The following is a 25369-nucleotide window of genomic DNA, read 5'->3' on the forward strand; positions in this document are numbered from 1 at the left end:
GAGAGCACAGAATAAAAAATGGAAAAAGAAAACAATGTGCAGGATGTAAAAGAGGGCAAAATACGGGATGTATATATTGTTGGATCAAAGTCAATTGGAATGTATGGAGGCTATGAGTCTTTTGTAAGAAATCTTCTTCAGCAACACAAAAATAATAAATTAATAAGATATCATGTGGCATGCAAGGCAAATGGTCAAGGCCACATGAAAGTCGAGGAACTTTCAGAAGCTCATAAAACCGGAAAAAATGAATTTGAATATTGTAATGCTCAATGTTTTTTGATCAAGGTGCCCGAAAAAATTGGAGCCGCACAGGCGATATATTATGATCTTAGTGCACTTAAGTGGGTGTGTAAACATATTGAAGAAAATGATGTACATGAACCGATTGTATATATTCTTGCTTCAAGAGTGGGACCGTTTGAAAAAAGATTTGTTAAAAGAATACACAATAAGGGAGGACTTGTTTATCAAAACCCTGATGGTCATGAAGATTGGCGAAGAAAGTGGAATTATATAATTAGAAAATATTGGAAAATCTCAGAAAAATATGCTGTCAAAAATGCGGATCTTGTTGTATGTGATAGCAAAAATATTGAAACTTATATAAGAGATGAATATTCATTATATAAGCCGAATACCACGTTTATAGCATATGGAGCAGACGTTTCTCCTTCTAAATTGACTGATGACGATTCCAAGTATGTTGACTGGTTAAAGAAGAACGACATAGTACAACCATATTACGTATGCATTAGTCGTTTTGTAGAGGAAAATAATTACGAAATAATGATTCGTGAATTTATGAAGAGCAATACGAAAAGAGATTTTGTAATTATCGCAACAGATAATCCTAAATTTGCGGAACAGCTACAACAGAAGTATAACTACAAAAGTGATAAAAGAATTAAATTTGTAGGAACCGTATATGATGCGGAACTTCTGAAAAAGATACGAGAGAATGCGTATGGGTATCTCCATGGCCATGAAGTGGGGGGGACTAACCCGTCACTGCTTGAAGCTTTGGGATCTACAAAACTAAATCTATTGTATGATGTCGGATTTAACAGAGAGGTTGCTGAAGATGCAGCACTCTATTGGAATAAAGGGCTGGGAGATTTGGCAGAACTTATAGACACTGTAGATAAATTTCAGAGTGAACAACTTCAAGAAATGGGAGAAAAAGCTCAAAAAAGAATTAAAGAGGAGTATAGCTGGCCGTATATATGCCAAAAATATGAACGGATTTTTGTTAATGTAGATGTGGACACAAAACAATAAAGGAGATAAAAAATGGATTTATATAATAAAATCGTAAATGGTGATGAAAAGGTTGCATTAATTGGATTGGGATATGTAGGCATGCCAATAGCTGTGGCATTTGCGTCAAAGGGTGTTAAGGTAATAGGTTTTGATTTAAATAAAAGAAAAATTGAACTCTATAAAAACGGCATAGATCCAACTTTAGAAGTAGGAAATGACAAAATAAAGGAAACACAGGTAGAATTTACTTCGGATGAAAGGAAGATTAGCGAAGCAAAATTTATTATTGTAGCAGTTCCAACTCCGGTAAATACGGATCACACACCGGATCTTACGCCGGTTATTAGTGCGTCGAAGATTGTTGGAAAAAATATGACAAAAGGAAGTATTGTGGTGTATGAATCAACGGTATATCCGGGATGTACAGAGAACGTATGCCTTCCAATCTTGGAAGAAGAATCTGGACTTAGATGTGGGGTAGACTTCAAAATAGGATATTCTCCTGAGAGAATAAATCCAGGTGATAAAATTCATAGATTAGAAAATATAAGAAAAATAGTATCAGGGTGTGATAAAGAATCTTTAGAGGTAATTAAGAATGTTTATGATATAGTTATAGAGGTTGGAACATATCCAGTCTCTAATTTGAGAACGGCAGAGGCTATAAAGGTTGTTGAAAATAGTCAGAGAGATATAAACATAGCGTTTATGAATGAACTGGCAATGGTTTTTGACAGAATGGACATCGATACCAACGAAGTTGTAGATGGAATGAACACGAAATGGAATGCATTAGGTTTCAGACCAGGGTTAGTAGGGGGACACTGCATTGGTGTGGATCCGTATTACTTTACATATGAAGCGGAGAAACTGGGATATCATAGTCAAATCATTTTAAATGGAAGAATTGTAAATGATGCTATGGGGGCATATATAGCAGATGCTGCTATAAAACAAATGATAGTAGCGGGTCAGACTCCTAAGCAATCTAAAGTTGTAATTTTGGGATTGACATTTAAGGAAAATTGTCCAGATATCAGAAATAGCAAAGTAAGTGATATCATAAAAAGATTGTCTCAATATGAAATAACTCCTATCGTTGTTGATCCATGGGCAAATGAGGATGAGGCTTCAAAAGAATATAATGTACAACTTGTCAAATTAGATCAGGTGACAGAGGCAGACTGTATTATAATAGCGGTTGGACATAATGAGTTCCGAAATATTAGAATTGAAGAACTAAACCATATGTTTAAGGATGTACAAAATAGCAAAAAAGTATTGCTGGATGTTAAGGGGATTTATAAAATTGAAGAATTGAAAAATTCAGGTTTTAGCTATTGGAGACTGTAAACTAATATTGAAAAGTAGTATTAGTACAAAAACTATTTGCATATAAACATATGAAAAATATCATCGTCAGGTTTGACAACATATAGTATTGATCAAGCCTGACGATGACAATATTTATGTAAAATAGATATTAAAAGAAAGGGAATATGTGATAATTAAAGTCTTGATTACCACATAGGAAACAATGAGCAGAAAGATATTGATTTTTATTCCATATCAGGATACGGATAATTTTTATTCGGATGGAATATTGACGCGAGAATTTGCAATTCTTTATATGCTGTACAATGCAGGATATAAAAATGTTGTTAATATAAAAAAACCAAGAACAATACTTGATAAAAAGAGATATACTATAGATGAATCCAATTATCCTAAAGGGACTATAGAATATAATGTTAAGCAAATAGTTGACCATGCAATAACACTTCAAAATCTGAAATTCTTTTCATTGGAGCAGATAGTTTCAAAAAGAGAATGGTGGATAAACGGTTATGTTTCAATATTAAATAATATTAAAAGAGTAATAAATACTGGAGACGAGTGTCTTGTCTATTCTAATAATCCGTTCGCAGTGAAACTTGTTTGTGAATTGAAATCATTGGGATGCAAGGTTTACTTTGACGTAATGGATAATTTTGCTATTCATCCTTCATTAAAAAGAGAAGAACAGTTATCTGCATTAGAGGGATATAAAAAAATATTTCACATTTCAGACGTTGTAAGTGCCAACTCTCAACAAACTTGTGAATATATGCAAAAATATTCTTCTAACGATATTCTGCTTGTAAAAAATGGAGTTTTTTTTAACAGCAATGCTACAGAATTGAAAGAATTGCCGCAATTGAGGGCAGTTAGAGCAGCAAAACAGAAATATAGAAAAATAGTTGGATATATAGGAAAAATAGGGAAAAGATTAGACGAGGATCTTATAGGAGAAGTAAGTAAACTATGCCCAGAAGATTTGTTTGTTTTTGTGGGACCGTATTTGAAGGGACAAATGAATAAAGACCTTGTTGAATTATTTGAAACGCAAAATAATGTTTTACATTTGGAAGGAGTACCTTCTGCATATGTATATACGATGCTGAAGGAGTTTGATATACTGATGATTCCACATTCGGTAGGAAAAAATGAAAATGGTGGAGATCCTTTAAAACTGTATCAATATCTAACCCAAAATAAACCAATAATAACTACGGCTATATTGGGAGTGGATGAATTTAAAAAGTATATAGAAATTTCAAATAGTAAAGAAACGTGGAGTACATATATTCATAATTGCGGTGGAAATTTTGAACAATACAATGAGGATGGTATTAGTTGGGAAAAAAGGATTAAGCCAGTAATGGATAGGATAACAAAGCAACAGTAGTATTCCATAAAATAAGTGTTATGCGGCAGACAGAAACAAAAAGGTTATATATCAGAAAAGAGGATTTCGTGAAAAGATATATTATAATAGGCACATTTTTTGATATGGGGGGCGGACAACTATATACAAGAAACAAAACGGATTTTCTTAAGAAAAACGGATGGGTTGTTGACGTATACACTGGAAGATCTGGCAAACTATATTTAGATGATATGAAAATGTATGAGGATAACTATTATAGAGAGTTAAACCATATTCCGTTTTATACCTCTGTAAAACGCCAAAAACAAATTATAAGAGAGATAGCAGGGGATATATCCCAATATAATGAGATTGTTATAGAATCACATAAGCAACCATTCGCTTTATGGGGAGAGATGCTTGCGCAATATATGCAGGCAAAGCATGTCTTTTTTGATTTAGATGAAGATTTTGTAGAATTCGAAGAGTGGTACTATGATTTCCTTGACTTTAAATATGAAAGACGAGAATTGGCAGGAATTAATAATATGTCAATGCAAAAAATATTTAAATCACATAGAGAAATAGCGGAAGGAAAAAACTACTATTTAAAATTCTCATGTGGAAATTCAATCTGCGATATAAATAATGACATCATAGAAAGTGCTGAAGAGGCAGACATTAATTTAGGGTCTATATCTCGATTAAATAAGGACTACATTATGCCAATGATGAAAGAAATTGCTTTGTTTGCCCAAAATAATTTACAGAAAAACATTGCATTATTTATTGTTGGAGATTGCGATGACAAAACAATCGAGCTAAAAATAAAAGAAATTTTTTCTGAAATAAAAAATCTAAAGGTCTATTTTTTGGGATATTTATCTCCAATACCACAAGTATTAATAGATAAGGTAGACTATTTCATTGGAACATCGGGAAGCGCATGCTTGACTGCGGCGCAAAAAAAAGTAACTATAACCATTGATACAATGAACGCAGCTCCTATAGGCATTATGGGAGTTGATGCTGCAAATGCAGTATTTGCAGACGGTAAATGTGGCTATGAAAGGCTTTCTGATTATTTGCAGCACATTTGTATTGAAGAAAGTAAGGAAGAAATACGAGATAAAATATGCCTGCAAGATGAATTACTTCAAAATGATTATATGAAGGAATTTAAAAATCATATGAAGTTTATTGAAGAAAGCGAAAATAAAAAAAATTATTATAATTTTCAACAAAGGCCATTGAAACATAGAGCCTTTTGCAAGATTGTTTCAATTTTGGGGATTGATAAATGTATAAACATACGGAATTTTTTAACAATGAAATTAAAAAAATGATTTAAGGAAAGTTGAATGGGAAGCAATGGTAAAAATACAAAATGTATGTATGAACGTATGGAATAAAATAAAAAAGCCAAGAATATTCTCTACCATTGCAAGCATATTTTGCTGGTGGATGTTAGGAATATTGAACAAGCAAGTAGGAATGAGTGAGAGAATTGTAATTACCCTTTTGACGTATTATTCTGCACAGGGAATTGAGGAAAACTTCCATATAGTGAGCAATGTATACGGCAAAATAAAGTATAGAGTTCTTTTGGCAGTTCTAGTATGCTATATTGTGTTTACGGAAATAGGTGGTTTTTATTTGTTTGATAAAGAATTTTGGAATTGGAAATTGCCTGCGTATGTGTTTTACGTATTATCATGTATTTGGATGATTCCCATAATTTTTCAAATAATAAGTCTTTTGATAAAAATACCTAAAAGAATTTGTTTGTATAAAAATAGAACTGCATTAAAAAAAATATATTTGTTTATATTGTGGATTATTGCAGTAATTCCTGGATTGATATATTTGTTTGCTTATAATCCATGTATTACCGCAGGGGATGATGTGGTTATATGGGATACAATTCATAAAATAGGTACAGGTCGTTTGATTGACTGGATTCCGCCTTTTTATTTGATTTTGTTATCATATTTAATAAAAATTGTGGATTCCATTACATTTCTCGCAATAGTACAGATTTTTTTATGGGCCTATGTTATAGTAGAATCAATTATGGTGTTGGCACATGTAATCGATAATAAGGGGATTGGCCTATATTATTGCTTCATGGTCTTTAATTATTGTAATATAATCCAAATTATAACTGTATGGAAAGATGCAATTTATGTTCCTGCTCTATTTTGGCTGTCAATATTGTTTGCTGGTGCATTACTTGATAGAAGTAAAATACAAACGCTGTCTTGGCACGTCAAATTTATAATTAGCGCACTTTTGACTGCATTTATGAGACAAAGCGGTATCTATGTTGTTACAGTGATGCTTCTCATCTTACTGGTTGGACTTAGAAAAGAGAAATATGTTAGAAGCTTGTCTATGTTTGTTTTTGTGTGTTTGCTAATAATAAAGGGACCCGTGTACTCGTGGCTGGATATAGAGCCACAGCCACAATTGAAGTATTTTGCAATGGCAAATGATATATGCTATGTTTATTATAATGGTGGAAGTTTATCAGAAGATGCAGAAAGTATGGTATATGAGATAACTGGACAAAAACCGGAGGAATATGTTTTTAATGCATATAACACTAATTACAATTCGAATGCATTAAAAGAATATTCAGTAATAGACTTTTGCAAGATATACATAAAAACATTTGTAAGAGAACCTCAATTATTATTGAAGGGGATGTTAACAAGAACTAGTATTGGCTGGAGTGTGGATAAAACATATGGACAAGTTGATATGCTATCTTGCTATACAGGAGAACGGTTAGACGAAAAAGGAATTTATGATTTCCATTATCCACAGAGGAAGATAAATATATTAACCATAATTTTATCAGATATGCATGAAAAAATAACAGGAAATTCACTTGTTTTTTTGGTATATTGGAGGACTAGTCTTTATTTAACAATATCATTAATAGAAATATCGATATTAATGGGAAAAAAAATAAAATGGAAATATATTCTTCCATTTTTACCGATGATTTTAAATTATTTGACGTTGGTAGTGTCGTCAGGTTGGCCGGATTATAGGTATTATTGGCCGTGTGCCTGCATTGGAACCTTTTTATCAATGTATTACTTTGCAATTACTGGTAATGAAGAAATGAACTTAAAAGAACAAAGAGGGGAGAATAACGATTTGGTTTAGTAAATCGTTAAAAAGGTGATGGAATTAACAATTTTGATGCCTTGTCTTAATGAGGCAGAAACATTAGAAACATGTATAATAAAGGCAAAAAAGTTTTTAAGTGAAAACAACATAGATGGTGAAATTTTAATATCTGATAATGGCAGTACAGATGGATCAATACAAATAGCTGAGAGATTAGGAGCAAGAGTGGTTCATGCCAGCGAGAAGGGATATGGCAGTGCTTTAATTGTTGGTACCAAAGCAGCATATGGAAAATATGTAATTATGGGCGATGCTGACGATAGTTATGATTTCCTGAATTTGATGCCTTTTGTACAAAAACTTAGGGAAGGTTACGACTTAGTTATGGGCAACCGTTTTAAAGGGGGAATAGAGAAAGGAGCAATGCCTTGGTCTCATAGATATATTGGAAATCCAATATTATCTTTTATTGGAAGATTATTTTTTAAGAGTAATATAAAGGACTTTCATTGTGGACTGAGGGGATACAATAAGGAAAAAATACTTGCGCTGGGATTACATACAACGGGAATGGAATATGCAAGCGAAATGGTTGTTATGGCAGAATTAGCTAAATATAAAATATGTGAGGTCGCAACAACTCTAAAGAAAGATGGCAGATCTCGTCCACCTCATTTGAGAAGCTTTAGAGATGGATGGCGGCATTTAAAGTTTTTGTTTATGTATAGTCCTAGATGGCTTTTCCTATATCCTGGGGTTGTTATTTCTGCACTAGGGATTATAGGTGCTATTATATTGTTGGTTGGTCAGTTTAAAATAGGATCAATTATTTTCAGCATACATACATTATTATATTGCTCTATGGCGATTGTTGTCGGGGTAACCATTATTTATTTTTATATATTTACAAAACTGTATGCAGAAAAAAGTCATTTTATTCCGCATGATAAAACAATAGACAAATTTGTTAATTTCGGTGAGAATAAAGGGATTTTAGTTGGTGTTGGGGGGGTTATTACAGGTATAGTAATCGCCATTATCGCACTTATATTTTGGAAAAATAATAATTATGGAGAAGTAAGCCCCGAAATTTTAATGAGATTTGTTATTCCATCGGCAACATTAATTGAATTAGGAATAGTGACGATTTTTGCCAGCTTTTTTATGGGCATATTAAGAATTGAATGGAGAAATGATGATGGCAAAGGCAATTGATTATTTTGCATATGATAATAAACTGCTTTCTTTAAAAACCTTTTTTTCTATGAAAGCACGAACGAAAATGTTCAATTATTTTATGAAAACTATTAAGCCCTTAGAACAGAATGAAGTTTTAGATGTTGGAGCTACTCCAGATACAAAGTTGAAAGACTCTAATCTTTTTGATAAATTGTATCCATATAAAAAGCAATTGACGGTCTGCTCTATTGAAGATTGCTCGGAACTGGTTGAAAAGATGGGATTGAAAAAATTTGTATTTAATGAACCTAAAAAGCCATTACCATTCACTGACAAGGAATTTGATGTTTGCTTTTGTTCTGCTGTATTAGAGCATGTTGGAAGTAGGGAAAATCAAGAGTTTTTTATAAATGAATGTTTAAGAGTAGCTGATAAAGTTTTTTTGACTACCCCTTATAGATATTTCCCTTTAGAGATGCATACTTTTATTCCTTTTTTACATTGGTTGCCCTGGGAGGTGTTTCAAAAAATAGTCCGAAAATTAAAGGGTGAATTTTGGGCTAATACGGATAATCTGAATTTACTATGCAAGAGAGATATATCTGAAATGAATTTAACGAGCAATGTAGAAGTAAAGTTTATTAGAACGATGGGAATGAAATCTAATATGATTATCCAGAAAAAATAATTTCAAAAAGGAGTATTTGTAATAAATGAAGCTAAGAATAGAACAATTTTATCGACTTACAATTCCTAAATTTACAAATAGCACATCTATATTTAAAAGAATAATTAATGGTCTGATTGTAAAAGAGTATCAATTAATTAATAAGCTTTGTGATAAGTACGTTAAGAACAATTATCTCAAGTGTCAAAAAAAATTAAATGATAAAGAAAGAAAAGAACAAATAGTAGTTTCATTTACAACGATTCCCTCACGCATCAGTAATATACCTTTTATGCTTAAAAGCATTTTTAATCAGACCGTTATGCCAGATCGTGTTATACTGTGGATTACGGATGAGATTTGCGAGGATGAAAGAAAGAAAATTTCGAAACTACTGGAAACAGAAGTAGAATATGGATTGGAAATACGATTTGTAAAGGACGTGAGAGTTCATACAAAGTATTATTATGCGCTTCTTGAGAACCCGCAAGCATTGGTTGTCACGGTAGATGATGATATGATATACCCTGAGAATTTAATTGAAAAATTATTGGAAGGGCATTATAATAATCCAAATTGTGTTATTGCTGCGAGAGTACACGAGATTACTTTTTCTAATGAGAATATCCAATTGTATGGAAATTGGAATAGACTGGCTCCGGGGTCTAATATGAAAGGACATAATTTGTTGGCAACAGGGGTGGGAGGTGTTTTATATCCTCCTAATTGCTTGTATAGTGATTGGAAGAATTCTGACTTATTTTTAAAACTCTGCCCAACGGCAGATGATATCTGGTTAAAAATAATGGAGGCATTAGAAGGTACAAAAGTTGTAAAGCTTAAAAAGTATACAAGGGAAACTTTTACATTTTCTGGAACACAGGATATTGCTTTGGCCAAAATCAATGTGGGACAAGGAAGAAATGATGTATTATTAAAACAGTGCCAGGAATATTATAAATTTTCAGGTGAATTATTGAATCAAAAAGACATTTAGGTGGAAAACATGGTAAAAAATAGCGATAAACTCCTAAAAGTTTATATAATTATTTTGTTCTATTCTAGTATTTTGAAAATGTTTTTTGGCAGATGGGCAACATTGATAGCGGATATGGCATTAATAGGCTTGATCGTTTATTATGTAGCATGTACGGGAGGAAAACTGAAAATTAAGAAAGCCCAGGAAAAGTATTTTTGGGTTATTTTCCTCATACAAGTGATATCCATAGCGGAAATTTTCCATACGAATATTAATAATAGGTTATACTCAATTATTGAATATAGAAAATCATATTTTCAGATGTTAATATTATTGGTTTTTTTATTATATTTAGATCAAACAAATTTAGATATTTCTAAGTGGCTTAAATATATTGGGTATTTAGGGATGCCAATAGTATTATACGGAATAAAACAATTTTTGTTTTGGGGGAAAATAGATGATATTTTTGCAGGCATGAATGATGCAGATTTTTGGACCTTACATTATGGCGGTCATGTACGTTCGATATCAATTTTTTCAGGCCCATTTCATTACGGAATGTTTTGCATTTTGATATTTGCTATTTTTTTCTATCTGTTTTTAGAAGAAAGGAAGAAACGATATTTTTGCCTCTCATTGTTTGCAGCGTTTGGTTGCTATTGTAGTATTACAAGAACAAATTTAGTTTGCCTAATTGTAGCTGCAATAATATTTTTGGGCGAATTTTATATACATGATTACAGAAAAAATGCTATAACAATAAAAATGATGTTTATAGTATTGGCAGCGTTAGTGATAGGTCTAGCGATTATAGGGGTGATTCCCATTCTTTCCGGAGATAATATGCTTGGGAGAATGTTAGGCAGCATTTTAAATAGCACAAGTGATACACGATTTACGCAAAGATTTATAACTTGGAAGGATGCGATAACCTATATTGTAGCTAATCCTATTTGGGGATGGGGAATGGGATCTGCCGGAGATACACTGTCGAAATATAATATATCGAATGTGTATGTGACGTCTCATAGCATGTATTTAAAAGTGATAATGGAAACAGGAATAATAGGAGGTCTTTTATATATTATATTACCTGTTTGGACACTATTTGCAACAAGAAGAAAATTGGATTATCGATTACGGGGGTTAAGTTATAGTATTATTGCCTGTGTTTTAATAAATGGAATGGTTGGATCTACAATTTCCACATTCCCCAGTATTACATTATTCTGGATTCTATTAGCTCTTATAATTGCAAAAGAATATTCTAATGAGAACGCTAAATAATAAATATTGATATATGAAAGAATCACTAACTAACGTAGAGAGGAAAAGGCAGATGGTATATGCACCGGTTATTATTCCTACATGCAATCGTATAGAACATTTGAAAAAATGCATAAATTCACTGGCTAGCAACGAATTTGCTAAATTTACAGAAATTTATATATCTGTAGACTTCCCACCATCCGAAAAATATGAAAAAGGTTACAATGAGGTAATTAATTATTTAAAAGGCGGAATTGGGGGCTTTAAGGAAGTCTTTGTTTATATTCAGGAAAAAAATCTAGGGCCTAGTGAAAATGCTAACTTTTTAGCAAACCAAATTAAAAGTTACGATAGATGGATTTTTACAGAGGATGATAATGAATTTTCTTCCAATTTTTTAGAATATATGGATATATGCTTACAAGAATTTGAAGAAGATGAATCTATTTTGACAGTATGTGGATTTCCAGAAGGAGAGAAAATTACTACGAGTATAGGAACTGCATATAAGTCATCGTATTTCCAACCGTATGGATATGGAACATGGAGAAGAAAGTGGAAGCAATACGAGGAAGAAAAAGAAAAAGTCATTTTAGACAAAAATAAGGGAAAAATGAAATTCCAAAGAGAAATGTATTGTAAGAATCCCTGGCTATTTAGAGTGTATGTTAATGATATTTTATATAGGAGAAGGAATATTTTTTGGAATGAAGACGGAAAATTGAAATCTGTTGATGGAGTAATACAATTGTATATAGCATACAGCAATAAATATAGCATATTTCCTATAAAACCTAAAGCAAGAACATGGGGAAACGACGGTTCTGGATATACGATGGAGAAGAATGAGGAAATAGATCCGTTGAAAGAATGGATATTAGATGATGATAAGAGGTTTGAATTGAATTTGATAAATTGTGAAAGCAATAGAGCAAAGACTCCCCAAAGAGGTTTGTCTGCGAAGAAATATAATGTGAAACTTTGGATCAAGTATATATATTGCAGAATGTTTAAAAGAGGTACTAAAAGTTGGGTATAGATAGGAATGGTGAAATAAAACAGAAGGTAATGACCGGACTTGCGTGGAAATTTGGAGAAAGAATCTTAGCACAATTTGTTAGTTTAGTTGTTTCCATAATACTTGCAAGAATACTAGCGCCTTCGGATTTCGGAGCAATAGCACTTATAATGGTGTTTATTACAATAGCTAATGTTTTTGTGTCTAACGGATTTGGAAGTGCACTTGTACAGAAAAAGGACGCTGATAACATTGATTTCTCTTCTGTTTTTTTTGCTAATTTAGGTGTATCAATAATAATATATATAATTATATTTGCGCTGGCTCCATATGTTGCAGAATTCTATAGCATGCCGGTTATGAAAGCGGCTTTGCGGGTTTTGGGAATACGAGTGATTGTAGCAGCTATAAATTCAGTACAACAGGCGTATGTTTCTAAATATATGATGTTTCAGCGCTTTTTCTGGTCAACATTATTTGGAACGATATTTTCCGGAGTAGTGGGCATTTTCATGGCGTACCATGGTTTTGGAGTTTGGGCATTAGTAGCACAATATCTTATAAATACTTGTACGGATACCATAGTATTATGGGTTACCGTAAAATGGAGACCTGAATGGATATTTTCATGGGAGCGAGCCAAGGGATTGATAAGATATGGATGGAAAATGCTTGCGTCGGGGCTACTGGACACAGGGTATACACAATTAAGAAGCTTACTTATTGGAAAAGTATACACGACAGAAGATTTAGCATATTACAACCAGGGTGATAAATATTCATCTTTTGTTATTAAAAACATAAATACATCCATAAGCGCTGTCTTGTTGCCTGCCATGTCGCAAATTCAGGATGATAGGGAACGCGTAAAAGAAATGACAAGAAAATCTATTCAGGTTAGTTCGTATGTCATTTGGCCATTGATGATAGGAGTTGCAGCAGTAGCGGATCCATTTGTACGAGTTGTGTTAACAGAAAAATGGATTGACTGTGTTCCTTATTTACAAGTGTTATGCTTTTCATATGCATTATGGCCAATCCACACTTCCAATTTGCAAGCTATAAATGCCTTGGGGAGAAGTGATATTTTTTTAAAACTGGAAATTATTAAGAAAATTATAGGTATTGTAATTATTTTTGTATCCCTTCAATTTGGGCCATACGCAATAGCAGTAGGATGTTTGGTGGATGGATTAGTTGCAACCGTGATAAATGCTTATCCTAATGCGAAACTTATTAATTACACATATTGGGAACAACTGAAAGATATTTTTCCTTCCATGCTATTGGCAATGATTATGGGAGCAGTCGTATATCCTATACAATATTTAAAGATAAATAATGCATGTATTTTATTTGTGCAAATAGTGGTAGGCGGTGTCGTATATATTATTTTGTCAATTATCACCAAGCAAAAAACATTGAAATATATACTAGATACAGTAAAACAACATAACTAATTATGTTAGAATAAGGATAATGTGTGTGAAGTATACAGCACATAAAAATAAATAAAAATGAGGAGAACATAGCATGAGTAAAATTTTAGTGACACGGTCATCTATGCCAGAATTACAAGAGTACATAAATGAAATAAAATCTATCTGGGATACGCATTGGCTCACCAATATGGGAGTAAAACATCAAGAACTGCAGAAAAACCTCATAGATTATATGGGAGTTGAACAGATTGAATTGCTTACTAATGGACATATGGCACTTGAACTTTCTATGCAGGCATTTAATCTGGAAGGAGAGGTTATTACGACCCCCTTTACATTTGCGTCTACAACACATGCAATTGTGCGGAATGGATTAAAACCAGTATTTTGCGATATTGATCCTATTACATTCACCATGGATCCCTCTAAAATAGAAAAGCTGATTACGGATAAAACGAGTGCTATTGTTCCTGTTCATGTATATGGAAATATTTGTAACATAGAAGAAATTGATCGTATTGCTAAAAAATATGGTCTCAAAGTTATATATGATGCAGCACACACCTTTGGAGAGACATATAAGGGAAAGGGAATAGGGACCTTTGGCGATGCTTCCTGTTTTAGTTTTCATGCGACTAAAGTATTTAATACGATTGAAGGAGGCTGCGTTTGCTATCATGATGAAGAATTTGGAAGAGCATTATATAAACTAAAGAATTTTGGAATCAGGAATGAAGAGATCGTAGATGGTGTGGGGGCAAATGCAAAAATGAATGAGTTTTGTGCAGCCATGGGATTGTGTAACTTACGCCATGTAGATGAGGAAATTGCTAAGCGTAAAACTGTAGTGGAGAGATACAGAGAACATCTTGAGAATGTAGAGGGAATTCAGTTATCACCGATTCAGGAAAATGTTGAAAGCAATTATGCATATTTTCCGGTGATTTTTGATGAAAAAGTATTTGGAGCCAGTCGGAATGAGGTAATGGATAAACTTGCGGAGAATGGAATTGGAGCACGAAAATATTTTTATCCATTAACTAATTCTTTTGAATGTTTCCATGGTGAATTTGATGTCAATGAAACTCCTATTGCACGTCATCTTAGCTTGAGGGTATTAACATTACCATTATATGCAGATCTTTCAGTGGAAGATGTGGATAGAATATGCAAGATTATTTTAAATTGTAAAGGGTAGAAAAATGGAACACAAAAGAGAGAGTAATCTGGAATTATTAAGAATATTGATGATTTTATCCATTATAGGGCATCATTTTGTTGTAAATAGTGGATTGCCTCAATTATTTTCGTTTGATAATATTACATTCAATATGGTATTTTTACAAGTATTTGGAATGTGGGGAAAGACTGCAATTAATGTATTTACTTTAATAACCGGATATTTTATGGTGAAATCCGACCTTACATTAAAAAAGTTTTTGAAGTTATATCTTCCGATAAAATTCTGGAGTTTTCTCTTTACCTTTATATTTGCAATAACTGGTTATACGATATTTAGCTTTAAGGACATTTGGAAAATAATTTTTAGTATGATATATGAAGCAGACGTATATTATGCAGGGACATTGATTGTCATGATGTTACTTATTCCATTTATGAATGTTCTTGCCAGAGCATTAAGTAAGCGGCAGTATCAATTAATGCTGGCAGTTTTATTGATATATTTTACATTCCTTTCCACATTTATGATGAGGGATACTTTTGATTTTACTGGTTGGTTATGTACAGTATATCTTATTGGCGGATATATAAGATTGTACCCACTAAAAGTAGATAACTTAAAATGTGGAGTGCTTTGCACAACAATATCAACGGCGTTGATGGTGCTGAGTATAATAACAGTAGACTTTGTGGGAGCTAAATTAGGATTTACATCGGCATACCATATGGTAAATGATAGTAATAAACTTTTGGCAGTTACTACATCCATAAGTATATTCATTTTGTTTAAAAATATAAGATTGAAATATAATTATATTATAAATACAGTAGCATCAGCAACATTTGGCGTCCTGCTGATTCATGCAAATAGCAATTCTATGAGAAAGCTTTTATGGCAAGACTTATTTCACAATGCCGATCACTACACGGATAGCATGTTACCGCTATATTCGTCCATGGTAGTGATTGTTGTGTATGTAGTATGTGTTGTATTAGATCTACTAAGAATAAGGTTTGTTGAGACTCCCTTTTTTAACTGGTTGGATAAAACAGAAATATATGATAAGGTAACACAGCGTTTAACTGGAAAGGATCCCAAAATCGGGGGGGTATCATAATTGATTTTTTAAGTAAACGGAGAGTCGGTTTTCACTACTTGCTGAGTAGCTTATAATAAAAAGACGAGAAAATGGATGCGAATAAAGTAGGAAAAGCAATTGCTTTTTTAAGAAGAAAGAAAGGTTATACACAAAACAAATTAGCAGAAAAGCTGGGAGTAAGCGATAAAGCAGTGTCCAAATGGGAGAGAGGATTAGGAGTCCCGGATGTGTCTCTATTAGCAAAACTTTCAATAATATTGGATACCGATATAGAAAGTTTGCTTAATGGAGACATATTGCATAATGGGCAACAGTGGTGCGGAATCCTAATGCTGGATCAAGAAGAAAATGAGACGATTTATGCAGGAACGATTCTCCACGATAAACCTATAATACATTATCTGCTAAGCTATTTTATGCTGGTCGGAATTAAGAATATTCTAATATTTTCGGCGTTAAGAAGCTATGAATATATAGAAAACTTGTGTAAGTCAGAAAATAAATGGGGAATAAGAATAGAAAATGTATTATATGAGAATACGTTTGCCTCGGAAAAATATATCAATATAAAAAATTATGTAGCAAATAGAAATGTTGTCTTGATAAAAGGCTATAATTTTATATACGGCACTGATGTTACAAAGTATATGCAGAGAGCTATGGTAAAACCAGAAGTCTCAACAATATTTTGTCTGTTGTATAAAGTTGATGATCAGAGTAAAAGAATCAGTTATGATACAAACTTAAAAATTGTCAATTTGGATTCTGCAGAAAAGGTGGAAAGTCTGGATGAATACTATACAGCACCAATGCTATTTATTAGCAAAGAGGTATTCAACAAAGGTTCTTTTTCACTGTATGATCCGGTTCAATCATTATTGGATCCGAAGAATTTTAGAAAAGCAGAGGCCGAGTTGATAGGAAGAGGACTTATTTTTGTTAAATTAAAAAATCGGGATGATATACAAAATGCCTCAAAAGTAATTAAATTTATTCAAGATACTCAAAGAATAAAGATTGCAGACTTAGTGGAAATTGCAATGAGGCGAGGCTTATTGTAAGGAGGATAATTAGGTTATATGAGACTGGGAATTTATGGTACAGGTGGTTCTGGAAGAGAAGTATTTGATATGATTGAGATGAATCCTTCTTTAAAAAAATGTTGGGATGAAATTATATTTATAGATGATACAAAGCAAGAGGGGACCTTTATGCAATGCAGAATGATGCCCTTAGTTAGCTTGTGCCATAACATTAAAAAGGATGATATAAAGGTAGTAATAGCTGTTGGAGAACCAACGGTTAGAAAAAAACTCTATGATAGAGTGGCAGAGAATGGTTTAGGATTAGCGACCATTATTCACCCGTTAGCGCAGGTAAGTGGAAGCGCTAAGATCGGGGAAGGAGTAGTAATTCAGGAACATGTGACAATATCTTCGGATGCAGTGTTGGAGGATAATGTGTTTATAAACGGAAAAACTATTATAGGACATGATGTTCATATTGGAATGCACTGTCAGATATCCAGTTTCTCTATTGTGGCAGGATATACGCAGGTTGGTGAGGAAACCTATATTGGAGTGTCATCATCTATTAGAGATCACATAGTAGTTGGACATAATGTAATAGTCTCCATGGGAGCAGTCGTGATGAAAGATGTTAGAGATAATAAAGTAGTAATGGGAAATCCAGCACGCGAAATAGCTGAAAATTCTGGCTCGGTATTTAAATAGTAAAACTAAATTTTATGATTAAAGAGGTGAGAAAGTGAACAAAACGGTTATTATCACAGGTTCAAACAGAGGAATAGGAAAACAACTGGTAAAAACATTTGCAGAAAATAACTACGATATATGGGCGTGTGCGAGAAAACAAAGTAATGAATTTGAAGATACATTGAAAAACATTGCTGACAACAATAATGTAACTATTACACCGATATATTTTGATTTATCGGATGAGGCACAAACTAAAGAAGGCATTAAAAGCATTCTGCAGGAAAAACGAAACATAGATGTTCTTATCAATAATGCAGGAGTACCATATGGCGGTTTGTTTACAATGACATCTATTGCAAAATTAAAAGAGGTATATGAAATAAATGTTTTTGCGCAGGTTCAGATTATGCAGCTGGTAGCAAGACAAATGATGAAACAAAAAGCGGGTTGCATCATAAATATGTGTTCTGTTGGAGGAATAGAAACGAACCCCGGCTATCTGGCATATGGATCAAGTAAAGCGGCTATGATATGGATTACAAAATCTGTGTCAAAAGAACTTGGACAATATAATATCAGGGTAAATGGAATTGCACCGGGACTTATCGATACGGATATGGGAAATTATAAATCAGAAGCGGAACTTAAAAAAGTTTTGGATAGAATGAGTATTCACCGAATGGGAAAGACGGAAGAAGTTGCTAAAGCCGCTTTATACATTGCATCTGAAGATGCTAGTTATATGACAGGGCATATAATGGTGCTTGATGGAGGACGTGTTTAATGAATAATAATGAAATGAAAATAGATCGAAGTTATGCCTTTTCAAAAGCAATGCGTTTAAAAGCACTAGAGATGGCAAAATCCACGGGGAAAGCAGGCGCGCATTTGGGTGGAGGATTTTCCTCTATGGATATTATCGCCACGTTGTATGGAGGAATTTTGAATTATCGGTCAGACCAACCGGATTGGGAAGGTAGAGACCGATTTATTACCAGCAAAAGACATTGCTATTTGGCGAGTTATTCTGCCTTGGAACAGGCAGGCATGATCAATCATGAGCAACTAATGAGCTTCCACGAAGACGGTGGTGAGTTAGCAGGCTATCCATGGAATCCACAAATGGGAATAGATTTTTCGGGAGGCAGTTTAGGAATGGGACTGTCCGTTGGAATTGGAATGGCAATGGCAGGAAAAAGGAAAAAGCTGGATTATAAAACATATGTCCTTTTAGGTGATGGAGAATGCAATGAAGGTGCTAATTGGGAGGGATTTATGTCAGCGGCTAAATTTCAATTAGACAATTTGATTGTGATTATTGATAATAACCATATGCAGTTTGATGGAAGAGAAGAAGAAATTATGCCTATGGGATCATTTAAAGAAAAGTTAGAGGCGTTTGGCTTTGTTGCAGTAGATGTAAATGGACATTCTATAGAAGATCTATATCAGGCATTCCTCACACAACATGAAGGAAAACCGTTAGCGATTGTGGCAAGTACGATTAAGGGCTATGGGCTTCCTAGTATTGAAAACAAAGCAGAGTCTCATCATATTATGCTAAGTGAAGAAGATTATGAGTATATGATGAAAGACATTGAGGAGGGAAGATATGATAGAGTATAATAAAAGAAACATGCGCTCATGGTCTATCATGGGAATAAATCCTTCCATATGGAGTGTTGGATTTAATGAGGTGGCCGATGAGAGAAAAGATTTAGCTGTTATTACGGCAGATTTATCAAGATTTTCTGGCCTCGAAAGAATGACAGCAAAATATCCGGAAATGTTTTACAATGTTGGAATTGCAGAACAGAATATGATAGGAATTGCTGCAGGGATGGCAATGGAGGGATATCAAACATATGTTACAACATATGCTCCATTTGTGACTTATAGATGTGCAGATCAAGTACGCCATTTAATGGGAAATATGAATTTAAATATAAAAGCAATTGGATCATCTGCAGGTTTAACTTCAGGATGGTCAGGAACTGCGTTGTTGGCAATTAGTGATATTGCACTCATGAGGAGCATTCCTAATATGACTGTTTTATCCCCGGCAGATTGTACAGAAGCTATTAAAATGATGCAGGCAATTTCTGAAGTCGAGGGACCTGTGTACATGAGATTATGTGGCACAACAGGGATTCCAATGATTTATAATGATGATTATGACTTTAAAATAGGCAAGGCAGTTACATTACAAAAAGGGACCAAAGTTGCATTGATTGCTACGGGAGTTTCTATGGTATCAGAAGCTCAGAAGGCTGCTCAATTATTAGAAAGCGAATTAGGCGTGAAGCCGACGGTGGTCAATATGCATACAATAAAACCTATTGACGACGAATGTATAAATGAAATTATTGATACACATGAACTGATTGTTTCAATAGAAGAACATAATATATTGGGTGGACTTGGCTCTGCAATTGCAGAAATAATGACATTGAAAAAGACAGAGTGCCAACAATTGTTTATAGGTATTAATGATGCAAATTGTAAAATGGGCAGTAGATCGTTTATGTTAAAGCAAGTGGGACTTGTAGCGGAAGATATTGTTTTGAAAATAAAAGGGAGCTTGGGGATAAAGAATGATTGAAGATTTTTATAAGTATAGCCCTTATGAACTGGATAAAGAACAAAAAAATGAGCTTTTGACAAATGAATTGATTAGCTTGACGAAAGCTCATGCTGAAAGATGCGAGGAGTATAAGAATTTCCTTGAAACTATTAATTTTGATGAAAGCAAAGTTAACAGAGTGGAAGATATTCCTTTTTATCCAGTGAGAATGTTTAAGGAATACGACTTACTTAGTATTGATCGACAAGAAGTATTTAAAGTAATGACTTCCTCAGGAACGACAGGACAAAGGGTGTCAAAGATATTTGTGGATAAAGAAACTGCGATGATCCAGCAAAAGGTAATGATTAAGATTTTAAGTGACTTTTGGGGAAAAAAGCGTTTACCCATGCTAATTGTAGATACTCCGGCAGTACTGAAGGATAGAAAAATGTTTACGGCCCGGGGAGCTGCCATATTGGGGCTTCAAGTGGCAGCCAGAGAAATGGTTTATGTATTGAACGATGATATGACGCTTAATACGGATATCCTTGATAACTTTTTTGAAAAGTATCAGGATCAACCATTTATTATATTTGGCTTTACATTTATGGTATGGCAGCATTTGTATAATAATTTATTAAAGTTGGATAAAAAATATGATATGTCAAAAGCCTGGCTGATGACAGGCGGTGGTTGGAAAAAATTGGAATCGGAGAAAATATCCCGAGAAGAGTTTAAAGAGCGGATAAATCAGGTTTGTGGTATTGTTCACTTCTTAGATCACTATGGGATGGTGGAGCAGACAGGATGTATATATGCAGAGTGTGAATACGGTCATTTGCATGCTAGTATATATTCAGATGTGATTATTAGAAACTATAAGGATTTTTCAGTTTGTCCAATAGGTACACCAGGAATAATACAGGTTGTATCTGCTTTACCGCATTCATATCCGGGTCATTCACTTCTTACAGAAGATGAAGGAATCGTTTTGGGGGAAGATGATTGTCCCTGCGGAAGAAAAGGGAAGTATGTAAAAATTCTTGGAAGAATGAAAAGCGCAGAATTGAGGGGGTGCAGTGATACTTATGCAGATAAATTCAAATAAAATAGAATTTCTTGTAGGAGATATGGAAGTGTTGCAAAATATGCAAAAGACACCAGCACTACCTACTTTTTCAAGTCAAGCAATATCTTTTTTGGCAGATTTGTCTCGAGAATTGCTTAAGGATGCAAGAACCAGACAGTATGTAGACGTAATGTCATATGCATATTGGATCAGGAGGGCTTCTATCGAAAGCGTTCGTAGCAAACACACAGATTATCATTGCCGATTAGGTAGAGGTATTGCTTTTCATATTGCACCTTCTAATGTGCCTGTTAATTTTGCTGTATCCATGACCTCCTCATTGTTGGCAGGAAACTGTACTTTGATAAGAGTATCAAATAAACAGTTTCCGCAGGTGGACATTATTTGTCATGCTATGAATAAGTTGCTTAACACAGAACACTCAAATATGAGGCCGTATTTTTGCTTGATTAGATATGAACATAGTGATGATATTACAAGAGAATTGTCGGCTATTTGTGATGTGAGAATTATTTGGGGTGGAAATAGAACAATAGAAACAATACGGCAAGCACCTCTTCCACCCAGAGCAATTGAAATGGCATTTGCTGATAGACATTCGATTGCCATTATTAATTCGGATGAGTATATGAAGGGGGATTCAAAAGAAATAGCAAAGGGATTTTATACGGACACATATTACTCGGATCAAAATGCGTGTAGTTCCCCACGACTGGTTGTTTGGATGGGAAATTCCATTAAAACAGCAAAAGAGAAGTTCTGGAACGAACTAGAAGTGTTGGTTAGAAATGATTACGAAATGAAGCCAATACAAGCAGTAGATAAATATACATCGGTATGTATGCTTGGAATGAAGGAAAATAACCAGCACTTAGTATCAAAAGATAATTATGTTGTTAGAATGGAAATAGACACTTTAAAATCATATCTGATGGATTATAAAAATGGAGGAGGATATTTCTTTGAATATTCTGCCGAGAAATTGGAGGAAATAGAGCCGATTTTAACAAAGCAATGTCAGACTATTTCGGTATATGGCATTGATAAGAATGTGGTGAAAAAATTAGTGTTTGATAAAGGAGTACGTGGAGTAGACAGAATCGTAGAACTGGGTCAAACGATGGGACTTGAGTTTATTTGGGATGGATATAAAATGATTGAGACGATGTCTAGATTTGTGTATACCGGAGGATATCAATAATGGGAATTTTGCAGGGAAAAACAGCTATAGTTACTGGAGCAAATCGTGGAATAGGCCGTGCTGTTGTAGAACGATTTGCAAATGAGGGGGCAAAAATCTGGGCATGTGCGAGAAAGAGTAATAGTGAATTTGAAAGAGATATGTCTGAACTGGCTGAAAAATATAATACTGAAATCATCCCATTGTATTTTGATATAGCAACAGAGACTGAGATTAAAGAAGCGGTTAAGCAGATATACAAAACTAAAGAAAACGTAGATATACTTGTTAATGTGGCAGGTGTTGTAAATGCAACTTTGTTCCAAATGACGCCAATGCATGAAATCAGGGATGTTTTTGACACTAATTTCTTTGGACCAATTTGTTTGACACAGTATATTATAAAATTAATGAGCAGGCAAAAAAGCGGATCTGTAATAAATGTTGCTTCTATTTCGGGAATAGATGTAAATCCGACTAATTGTACTTATGGAAGCAGTAAGGCAGCATTGATACATTTGTCAAAAATTTTAGCTTCGGAAGTAGGACAAATAGGGATTAGGGTGAATGCTGTAGCACCTGGTCCTACCGAAACGGACATGATAAAGACTGTACAGGATGTTGTTGGGAGTGACCATTTATTAGAGAGGTGCGCAATGGGACGGTGTGCAATGCCCCGTGAAGTTGCTGATACGATTGTATATTTGGCCAGTGATTACTCATCATTTATAAATGGGCAGGTGATTAGAGTTGATGGCGGATCAAAATAAAGTAGATGAGATCAGAAGGATTGCTGCAGGTGCAAGAAAATCGCTAGTAAAGATGAGTGAATGTTGTTCCAAAACAATGCATTGGGGGGGAGCACTTTCGTGCATTGATATTTTGGCTACATTATATGGAGAAGTACTGAATATAAGTAGCGATGATTCAAAATCAGATATATTTATTTTATCTAAAGGGCATGCAGGACCAGCGTTGTATGCAGTATTAGAACAGATTGGTGTAATATCAGAGACTCAACTAGAGCAATATAGAAAAGATGGTACTAATTTGACGGAACTGGCTGAGTACAATAGGGAGTTAGGGATTGAGTGCTCTGGTGGTAGTTTGGGCCTTGGCTTATCGTATGCGGTTGGAATTGCGCTTGCAATGAAGAAAAGAAATATGAAGACTAAGGTTTATGTATTATTAGGTGACGGAGAAATAAATGAAGGATCGGTCTGGGAAGCTGTTATGTTTGCAGCACAGAACCATTTGGATAATTTATATGCTATAGTTGATAAAAATGATCTTCAATCGGATGGGGATACGGGTGCAATTATTGATATGAACGAGATGAAGCAACTATTTATGGCATTTCAATGGGATGCAGTAGAGGTAAATGGACATGATTGTACTCAAATATATGATGCATTAAGAGAAGCAACAGGAGAAAAACCACATGCTGTAATAGCCCACACGGTTAAAGGCAAGGGAATTTCATTCATGGAAGGCGATAACAGCTGGCATGATAGAAAAATAAGTGAACAAGAGTTGACCCGGGCAAAAGAGGAGGTGGGGCTGATTGCTGAATCTTGATTCAAAGAATATAAGATTTTTGGCCAGAATGGGTGCCAGAGGTACTTTAGGACAAGTGGTATATGATTATTTGAAGGATGAAAGAGATCTATATGTTGTAACGGCTGACTTGATGCATGCATCAGGGTTTGACAGAGTAAAAAAAGATTTTCCGGAACGTTTAGTAAATGTTGGAATAGCGGAGCAAAATCTTATTGGAGTTTCTGCAGGATTGGCAAGATATGGAAGCCCCGTTATAGCAACGTCGTGGGCAATGTTTACCTCTGTCAGAGTAGCAGATCAAGTGAGAAACTATATGGGATATATGCAGTCCAATGTCAAATTAATAGGTATGGACAGTGGATTCATACAGTCAGAATTTAGTTATTCGCACACTAATCCACCGGATATAGCAATTATGCGGACCATTCCCGGAATAAAGATACTTTCTCCATGTGATGGAACTGAAATTTATAAGGCTGTTGTAAGCGCAATCGAGTACAAGGGACCTGTGTATATACGATTGACAGGAGATACATTAATGCCTATAGTGTATAAAGACGCTACCTATAATTATGAGATTGGAAAAGCCAATATTCTAAAGAAGGGAAATGAGATTGCAATTATTGCCACGGGAAATATTGTAAAAAATGCTTTGGATGCGGCAGATCTTTTGAAAGATCAACTTGACTGCACAGTAATCGACATGCATACTATAGTTCCGTTAGATGCTACTCTTTTACAAGAGTTAAAACATTATAAATTAATCGTGACAGTAGAGGAACATTTGAAGGCTGGAGGATTAGGAAGTGCAATCGCAGAATATTATGCTGCCGAAGCAGTGAAACCAAGGCATATTATTCTTGGAGTTGATGATATCTATACTCCAAGTGGGACAACAGGTTATGTTCAAGAACAAGTAGGATTAAGTTCTAGGCAAATTGCGGAAAGGATAATAAAAGAATTTAGAAGTTGAAACATTTGCAAACAAAAAGTATATTCTATGTGCGATTTTAGTTCCAAATAAATTTGGAATTAAATAATATAAAATTACTATGTAACGTTAGAAAAGGAGAAAAAACATGACAAATTTAGAAAAGTACAATCAGGCGTTTATTGAATCATTAGAGGTTACTGAGGACCAGCTGAATGGGTTACAGTATCAGCAGATTCCTAACTGGGATTCTGTAGGCCATATGGGATTGATAGCAGCAATTGAAGATGCATTTGATATCATGATGGATACGGATGATATAATCGATTTAAGTTCATATGAAAAGGGAAAAGAAATTTTAGCAGCTAATTATAACATTGAATTTTAAGGAA

At 34.1% G+C, this 25369-nt stretch carries 24 protein-coding genes; all 24 read left to right on the forward strand.

Features of this window, described 5'->3' with window-relative positions; genetic code table 11:
* The first annotated feature begins 18 nt into the window (after positions 1-18).
* The 24 genes from DW835_RS11820 to DW835_RS11935 all read left to right on the forward strand — a co-directional run bounded on the left by DW835_RS11820 (position 19) and on the right by DW835_RS11935 (position 25365).
* Entirely contained in the window at positions 19-1281 is a 1263-nt protein-coding gene (locus DW835_RS11820; protein ID WP_118731190.1) for a DUF1972 domain-containing protein, read from the forward strand.
* 12 nt (positions 1282-1293) lie between these two features.
* The gene (locus tag DW835_RS11825; RefSeq protein ID WP_118731191.1) at positions 1294-2616 is read left to right on the forward strand and encodes a nucleotide sugar dehydrogenase; all 1323 of its coding nucleotides are present in this window, start codon (positions 1294-1296) and stop codon (positions 2614-2616) included.
* A gap of 184 nt (positions 2617-2800) precedes the next feature.
* Positions 2801-3991 carry a hypothetical protein gene (locus tag DW835_RS11830; protein ID WP_118731192.1) on the forward strand — a complete coding sequence of 397 codons (1191 nt, stop codon included), beginning with the start codon at positions 2801-2803 and terminating at the stop codon, positions 3989-3991.
* A gap of 20 nt (positions 3992-4011) precedes the next feature.
* Positions 4012-5298 carry a hypothetical protein gene (locus tag DW835_RS11835; RefSeq protein ID WP_118731193.1) on the forward strand — a complete coding sequence of 429 codons (1287 nt, stop codon included), beginning with the start codon at positions 4012-4014 and terminating at the stop codon, positions 5296-5298.
* Between the two features lie 49 nt (positions 5299-5347).
* Positions 5348-7129, forward strand: a complete 1782-nt coding sequence (locus tag DW835_RS11840) for a hypothetical protein (RefSeq protein ID WP_147353721.1) — start codon at positions 5348-5350, stop codon at positions 7127-7129.
* An 18-nt stretch (positions 7130-7147) separates the two neighbouring features.
* On the forward strand, positions 7148-8308 hold the full coding sequence (locus tag DW835_RS11845; RefSeq protein WP_118731226.1) for a glycosyltransferase family 2 protein: 1161 nt from the start codon (positions 7148-7150) through the stop codon (positions 8306-8308).
* A complete protein-coding gene (locus DW835_RS11850) occupies positions 8286-8960 on the forward strand; it encodes a methyltransferase domain-containing protein (RefSeq protein ID WP_118731195.1) in 675 nt (224 codons plus the stop codon). The genes DW835_RS11845 and DW835_RS11850 overlap by 23 nt, the downstream gene beginning before the upstream one ends.
* Positions 8961-8985: 25 nt before the next feature.
* Positions 8986-9936, forward strand: coding sequence for a glycosyltransferase family A protein (locus tag DW835_RS11855; protein ID WP_118731196.1), 951 nt, complete (start codon positions 8986-8988; stop codon positions 9934-9936).
* 9 nt (positions 9937-9945) lie between these two features.
* Positions 9946-11208 carry an O-antigen ligase family protein gene (locus tag DW835_RS11860; RefSeq protein WP_118731197.1) on the forward strand — a complete coding sequence of 421 codons (1263 nt, stop codon included), beginning with the start codon at positions 9946-9948 and terminating at the stop codon, positions 11206-11208.
* Between the two features lie 52 nt (positions 11209-11260).
* Complete coding sequence (locus tag DW835_RS11865) at positions 11261-12229, forward strand: glycosyltransferase family A protein (RefSeq protein ID WP_182430312.1); 969 nt, start codon at positions 11261-11263, stop codon at positions 12227-12229.
* A complete protein-coding gene (locus DW835_RS11870; RefSeq protein ID WP_243037159.1) occupies positions 12220-13668 on the forward strand; it encodes a lipopolysaccharide biosynthesis protein in 1449 nt (482 codons plus the stop codon). Before DW835_RS11865 ends, DW835_RS11870 begins: the two co-directional genes overlap by 10 nt.
* Before the next feature lie 73 nt (positions 13669-13741).
* Positions 13742-14848, forward strand: a complete 1107-nt coding sequence (locus DW835_RS11875; protein ID WP_118731199.1) for a DegT/DnrJ/EryC1/StrS family aminotransferase — start codon at positions 13742-13744, stop codon at positions 14846-14848.
* Positions 14849-14852: 4 nt separating this feature from the next.
* Entirely contained in the window at positions 14853-15950 is a 1098-nt protein-coding gene (locus tag DW835_RS11880) for an acyltransferase (protein ID WP_118731200.1), read from the forward strand.
* A 71-nt stretch (positions 15951-16021) separates the two neighbouring features.
* Positions 16022-16993: an XRE family transcriptional regulator gene (locus DW835_RS11885; protein ID WP_118731201.1), complete on the forward strand. Its 972-nt coding sequence runs from the start codon at positions 16022-16024 to the stop codon at positions 16991-16993.
* Positions 16994-17011: 18 nt separating this feature from the next.
* Positions 17012-17665, forward strand: coding sequence for an acetyltransferase (locus DW835_RS11890; protein ID WP_118731202.1), 654 nt, complete (start codon positions 17012-17014; stop codon positions 17663-17665).
* A gap of 34 nt (positions 17666-17699) precedes the next feature.
* On the forward strand, positions 17700-18434 hold the full coding sequence (locus DW835_RS11895; protein WP_118731203.1) for an SDR family oxidoreductase: 735 nt from the start codon (positions 17700-17702) through the stop codon (positions 18432-18434).
* A complete protein-coding gene (locus DW835_RS11900) occupies positions 18434-19276 on the forward strand; it encodes a transketolase (RefSeq protein ID WP_118731204.1) in 843 nt (280 codons plus the stop codon). The genes DW835_RS11895 and DW835_RS11900 overlap by 1 nt, the downstream gene beginning before the upstream one ends.
* Positions 19263-20252 (forward strand): transketolase C-terminal domain-containing protein, encoded by a 990-nt coding sequence (locus DW835_RS11905; protein ID WP_118731205.1) that lies wholly within the window; start codon positions 19263-19265, stop codon positions 20250-20252. Before DW835_RS11900 ends, DW835_RS11905 begins: the two co-directional genes overlap by 14 nt.
* Positions 20245-21324 carry an acyl-protein synthetase gene (locus DW835_RS11910; protein ID WP_118731206.1) on the forward strand — a complete coding sequence of 360 codons (1080 nt, stop codon included), beginning with the start codon at positions 20245-20247 and terminating at the stop codon, positions 21322-21324. Before DW835_RS11905 ends, DW835_RS11910 begins: the two co-directional genes overlap by 8 nt.
* Positions 21305-22507, forward strand: a complete 1203-nt coding sequence (locus DW835_RS11915; RefSeq protein ID WP_118731207.1) for an acyl-CoA reductase — start codon at positions 21305-21307, stop codon at positions 22505-22507. Before DW835_RS11910 ends, DW835_RS11915 begins: the two co-directional genes overlap by 20 nt.
* On the forward strand, positions 22507-23256 hold the full coding sequence (locus DW835_RS11920; protein ID WP_243037161.1) for an SDR family oxidoreductase: 750 nt from the start codon (positions 22507-22509) through the stop codon (positions 23254-23256). Before DW835_RS11915 ends, DW835_RS11920 begins: the two co-directional genes overlap by 1 nt.
* Complete coding sequence (locus tag DW835_RS11925) at positions 23240-24064, forward strand: transketolase (RefSeq protein ID WP_118731208.1); 825 nt, start codon at positions 23240-23242, stop codon at positions 24062-24064. Before DW835_RS11920 ends, DW835_RS11925 begins: the two co-directional genes overlap by 17 nt.
* Positions 24051-25019, forward strand: a complete 969-nt coding sequence (locus DW835_RS11930; RefSeq protein WP_118731209.1) for a transketolase C-terminal domain-containing protein — start codon at positions 24051-24053, stop codon at positions 25017-25019. The genes DW835_RS11925 and DW835_RS11930 overlap by 14 nt, the downstream gene beginning before the upstream one ends.
* Positions 25020-25125: 106 nt before the next feature.
* Complete coding sequence (locus DW835_RS11935) at positions 25126-25365, forward strand: acyl carrier protein (protein ID WP_118731210.1); 240 nt, start codon at positions 25126-25128, stop codon at positions 25363-25365.
* The last annotated feature ends 4 nt before the right edge of the window (positions 25366-25369 follow it).

This window comes from Clostridium sp. AM34-9AC (genome assembly GCF_003480225.1).
Lineage (GTDB): Bacteria > Bacillota > Clostridia > Lachnospirales > Lachnospiraceae > Acetatifactor > Acetatifactor acetigignens.

What these genes read in the sequence shown, in the direction of transcription:
- DW835_RS11820 (WP_118731190.1), top strand. Translation starts at nt 19, where the DNA reads ATGGAAAAAGAAAACAATGTGCAGGATGTAAAAGAGGGCAAAATACGG.
- DW835_RS11825 (WP_118731191.1), top strand. Translation starts at nt 1,294, where the DNA reads ATGGATTTATATAATAAAATCGTAAATGGTGATGAAAAGGTTGCATTA.
- DW835_RS11830 (WP_118731192.1), top strand. Translation starts at nt 2,801, where the DNA reads ATGAGCAGAAAGATATTGATTTTTATTCCATATCAGGATACGGATAAT.
- DW835_RS11835 (WP_118731193.1), top strand. Translation starts at nt 4,012, where the DNA reads ATGCGGCAGACAGAAACAAAAAGGTTATATATCAGAAAAGAGGATTTC.
- DW835_RS11840 (WP_147353721.1), top strand. Translation starts at nt 5,348, where the DNA reads ATGAACGTATGGAATAAAATAAAAAAGCCAAGAATATTCTCTACCATT.
- DW835_RS11845 (WP_118731226.1), top strand. Translation starts at nt 7,148, where the DNA reads ATGGAATTAACAATTTTGATGCCTTGTCTTAATGAGGCAGAAACATTA.
- DW835_RS11850 (WP_118731195.1), top strand. Translation starts at nt 8,286, where the DNA reads ATGATGATGGCAAAGGCAATTGATTATTTTGCATATGATAATAAACTG.
- DW835_RS11855 (WP_118731196.1), top strand. Translation starts at nt 8,986, where the DNA reads ATGAAGCTAAGAATAGAACAATTTTATCGACTTACAATTCCTAAATTT.
- DW835_RS11860 (WP_118731197.1), top strand. Translation starts at nt 9,946, where the DNA reads ATGGTAAAAAATAGCGATAAACTCCTAAAAGTTTATATAATTATTTTG.
- DW835_RS11865 (WP_182430312.1), top strand. Translation starts at nt 11,261, where the DNA reads ATGGTATATGCACCGGTTATTATTCCTACATGCAATCGTATAGAACAT.
- DW835_RS11875 (WP_118731199.1), top strand. Translation starts at nt 13,742, where the DNA reads ATGAGTAAAATTTTAGTGACACGGTCATCTATGCCAGAATTACAAGAG.
- DW835_RS11880 (WP_118731200.1), top strand. Translation starts at nt 14,853, where the DNA reads ATGGAACACAAAAGAGAGAGTAATCTGGAATTATTAAGAATATTGATG.
- DW835_RS11885 (WP_118731201.1), top strand. Translation starts at nt 16,022, where the DNA reads ATGGATGCGAATAAAGTAGGAAAAGCAATTGCTTTTTTAAGAAGAAAG.
- DW835_RS11890 (WP_118731202.1), top strand. Translation starts at nt 17,012, where the DNA reads ATGAGACTGGGAATTTATGGTACAGGTGGTTCTGGAAGAGAAGTATTT.
- DW835_RS11900 (WP_118731204.1), top strand. Translation starts at nt 18,434, where the DNA reads ATGAATAATAATGAAATGAAAATAGATCGAAGTTATGCCTTTTCAAAA.
- DW835_RS11905 (WP_118731205.1), top strand. Translation starts at nt 19,263, where the DNA reads ATGATAGAGTATAATAAAAGAAACATGCGCTCATGGTCTATCATGGGA.
- DW835_RS11910 (WP_118731206.1), top strand. Translation starts at nt 20,245, where the DNA reads ATGATTGAAGATTTTTATAAGTATAGCCCTTATGAACTGGATAAAGAA.
- DW835_RS11915 (WP_118731207.1), top strand. Translation starts at nt 21,305, where the DNA reads ATGCAGATAAATTCAAATAAAATAGAATTTCTTGTAGGAGATATGGAA.
- DW835_RS11920 (WP_243037161.1), top strand. Translation starts at nt 22,507, where the DNA reads ATGGGAATTTTGCAGGGAAAAACAGCTATAGTTACTGGAGCAAATCGT.
- DW835_RS11925 (WP_118731208.1), top strand. Translation starts at nt 23,240, where the DNA reads ATGGCGGATCAAAATAAAGTAGATGAGATCAGAAGGATTGCTGCAGGT.
- DW835_RS11935 (WP_118731210.1), top strand. Translation starts at nt 25,126, where the DNA reads ATGACAAATTTAGAAAAGTACAATCAGGCGTTTATTGAATCATTAGAG.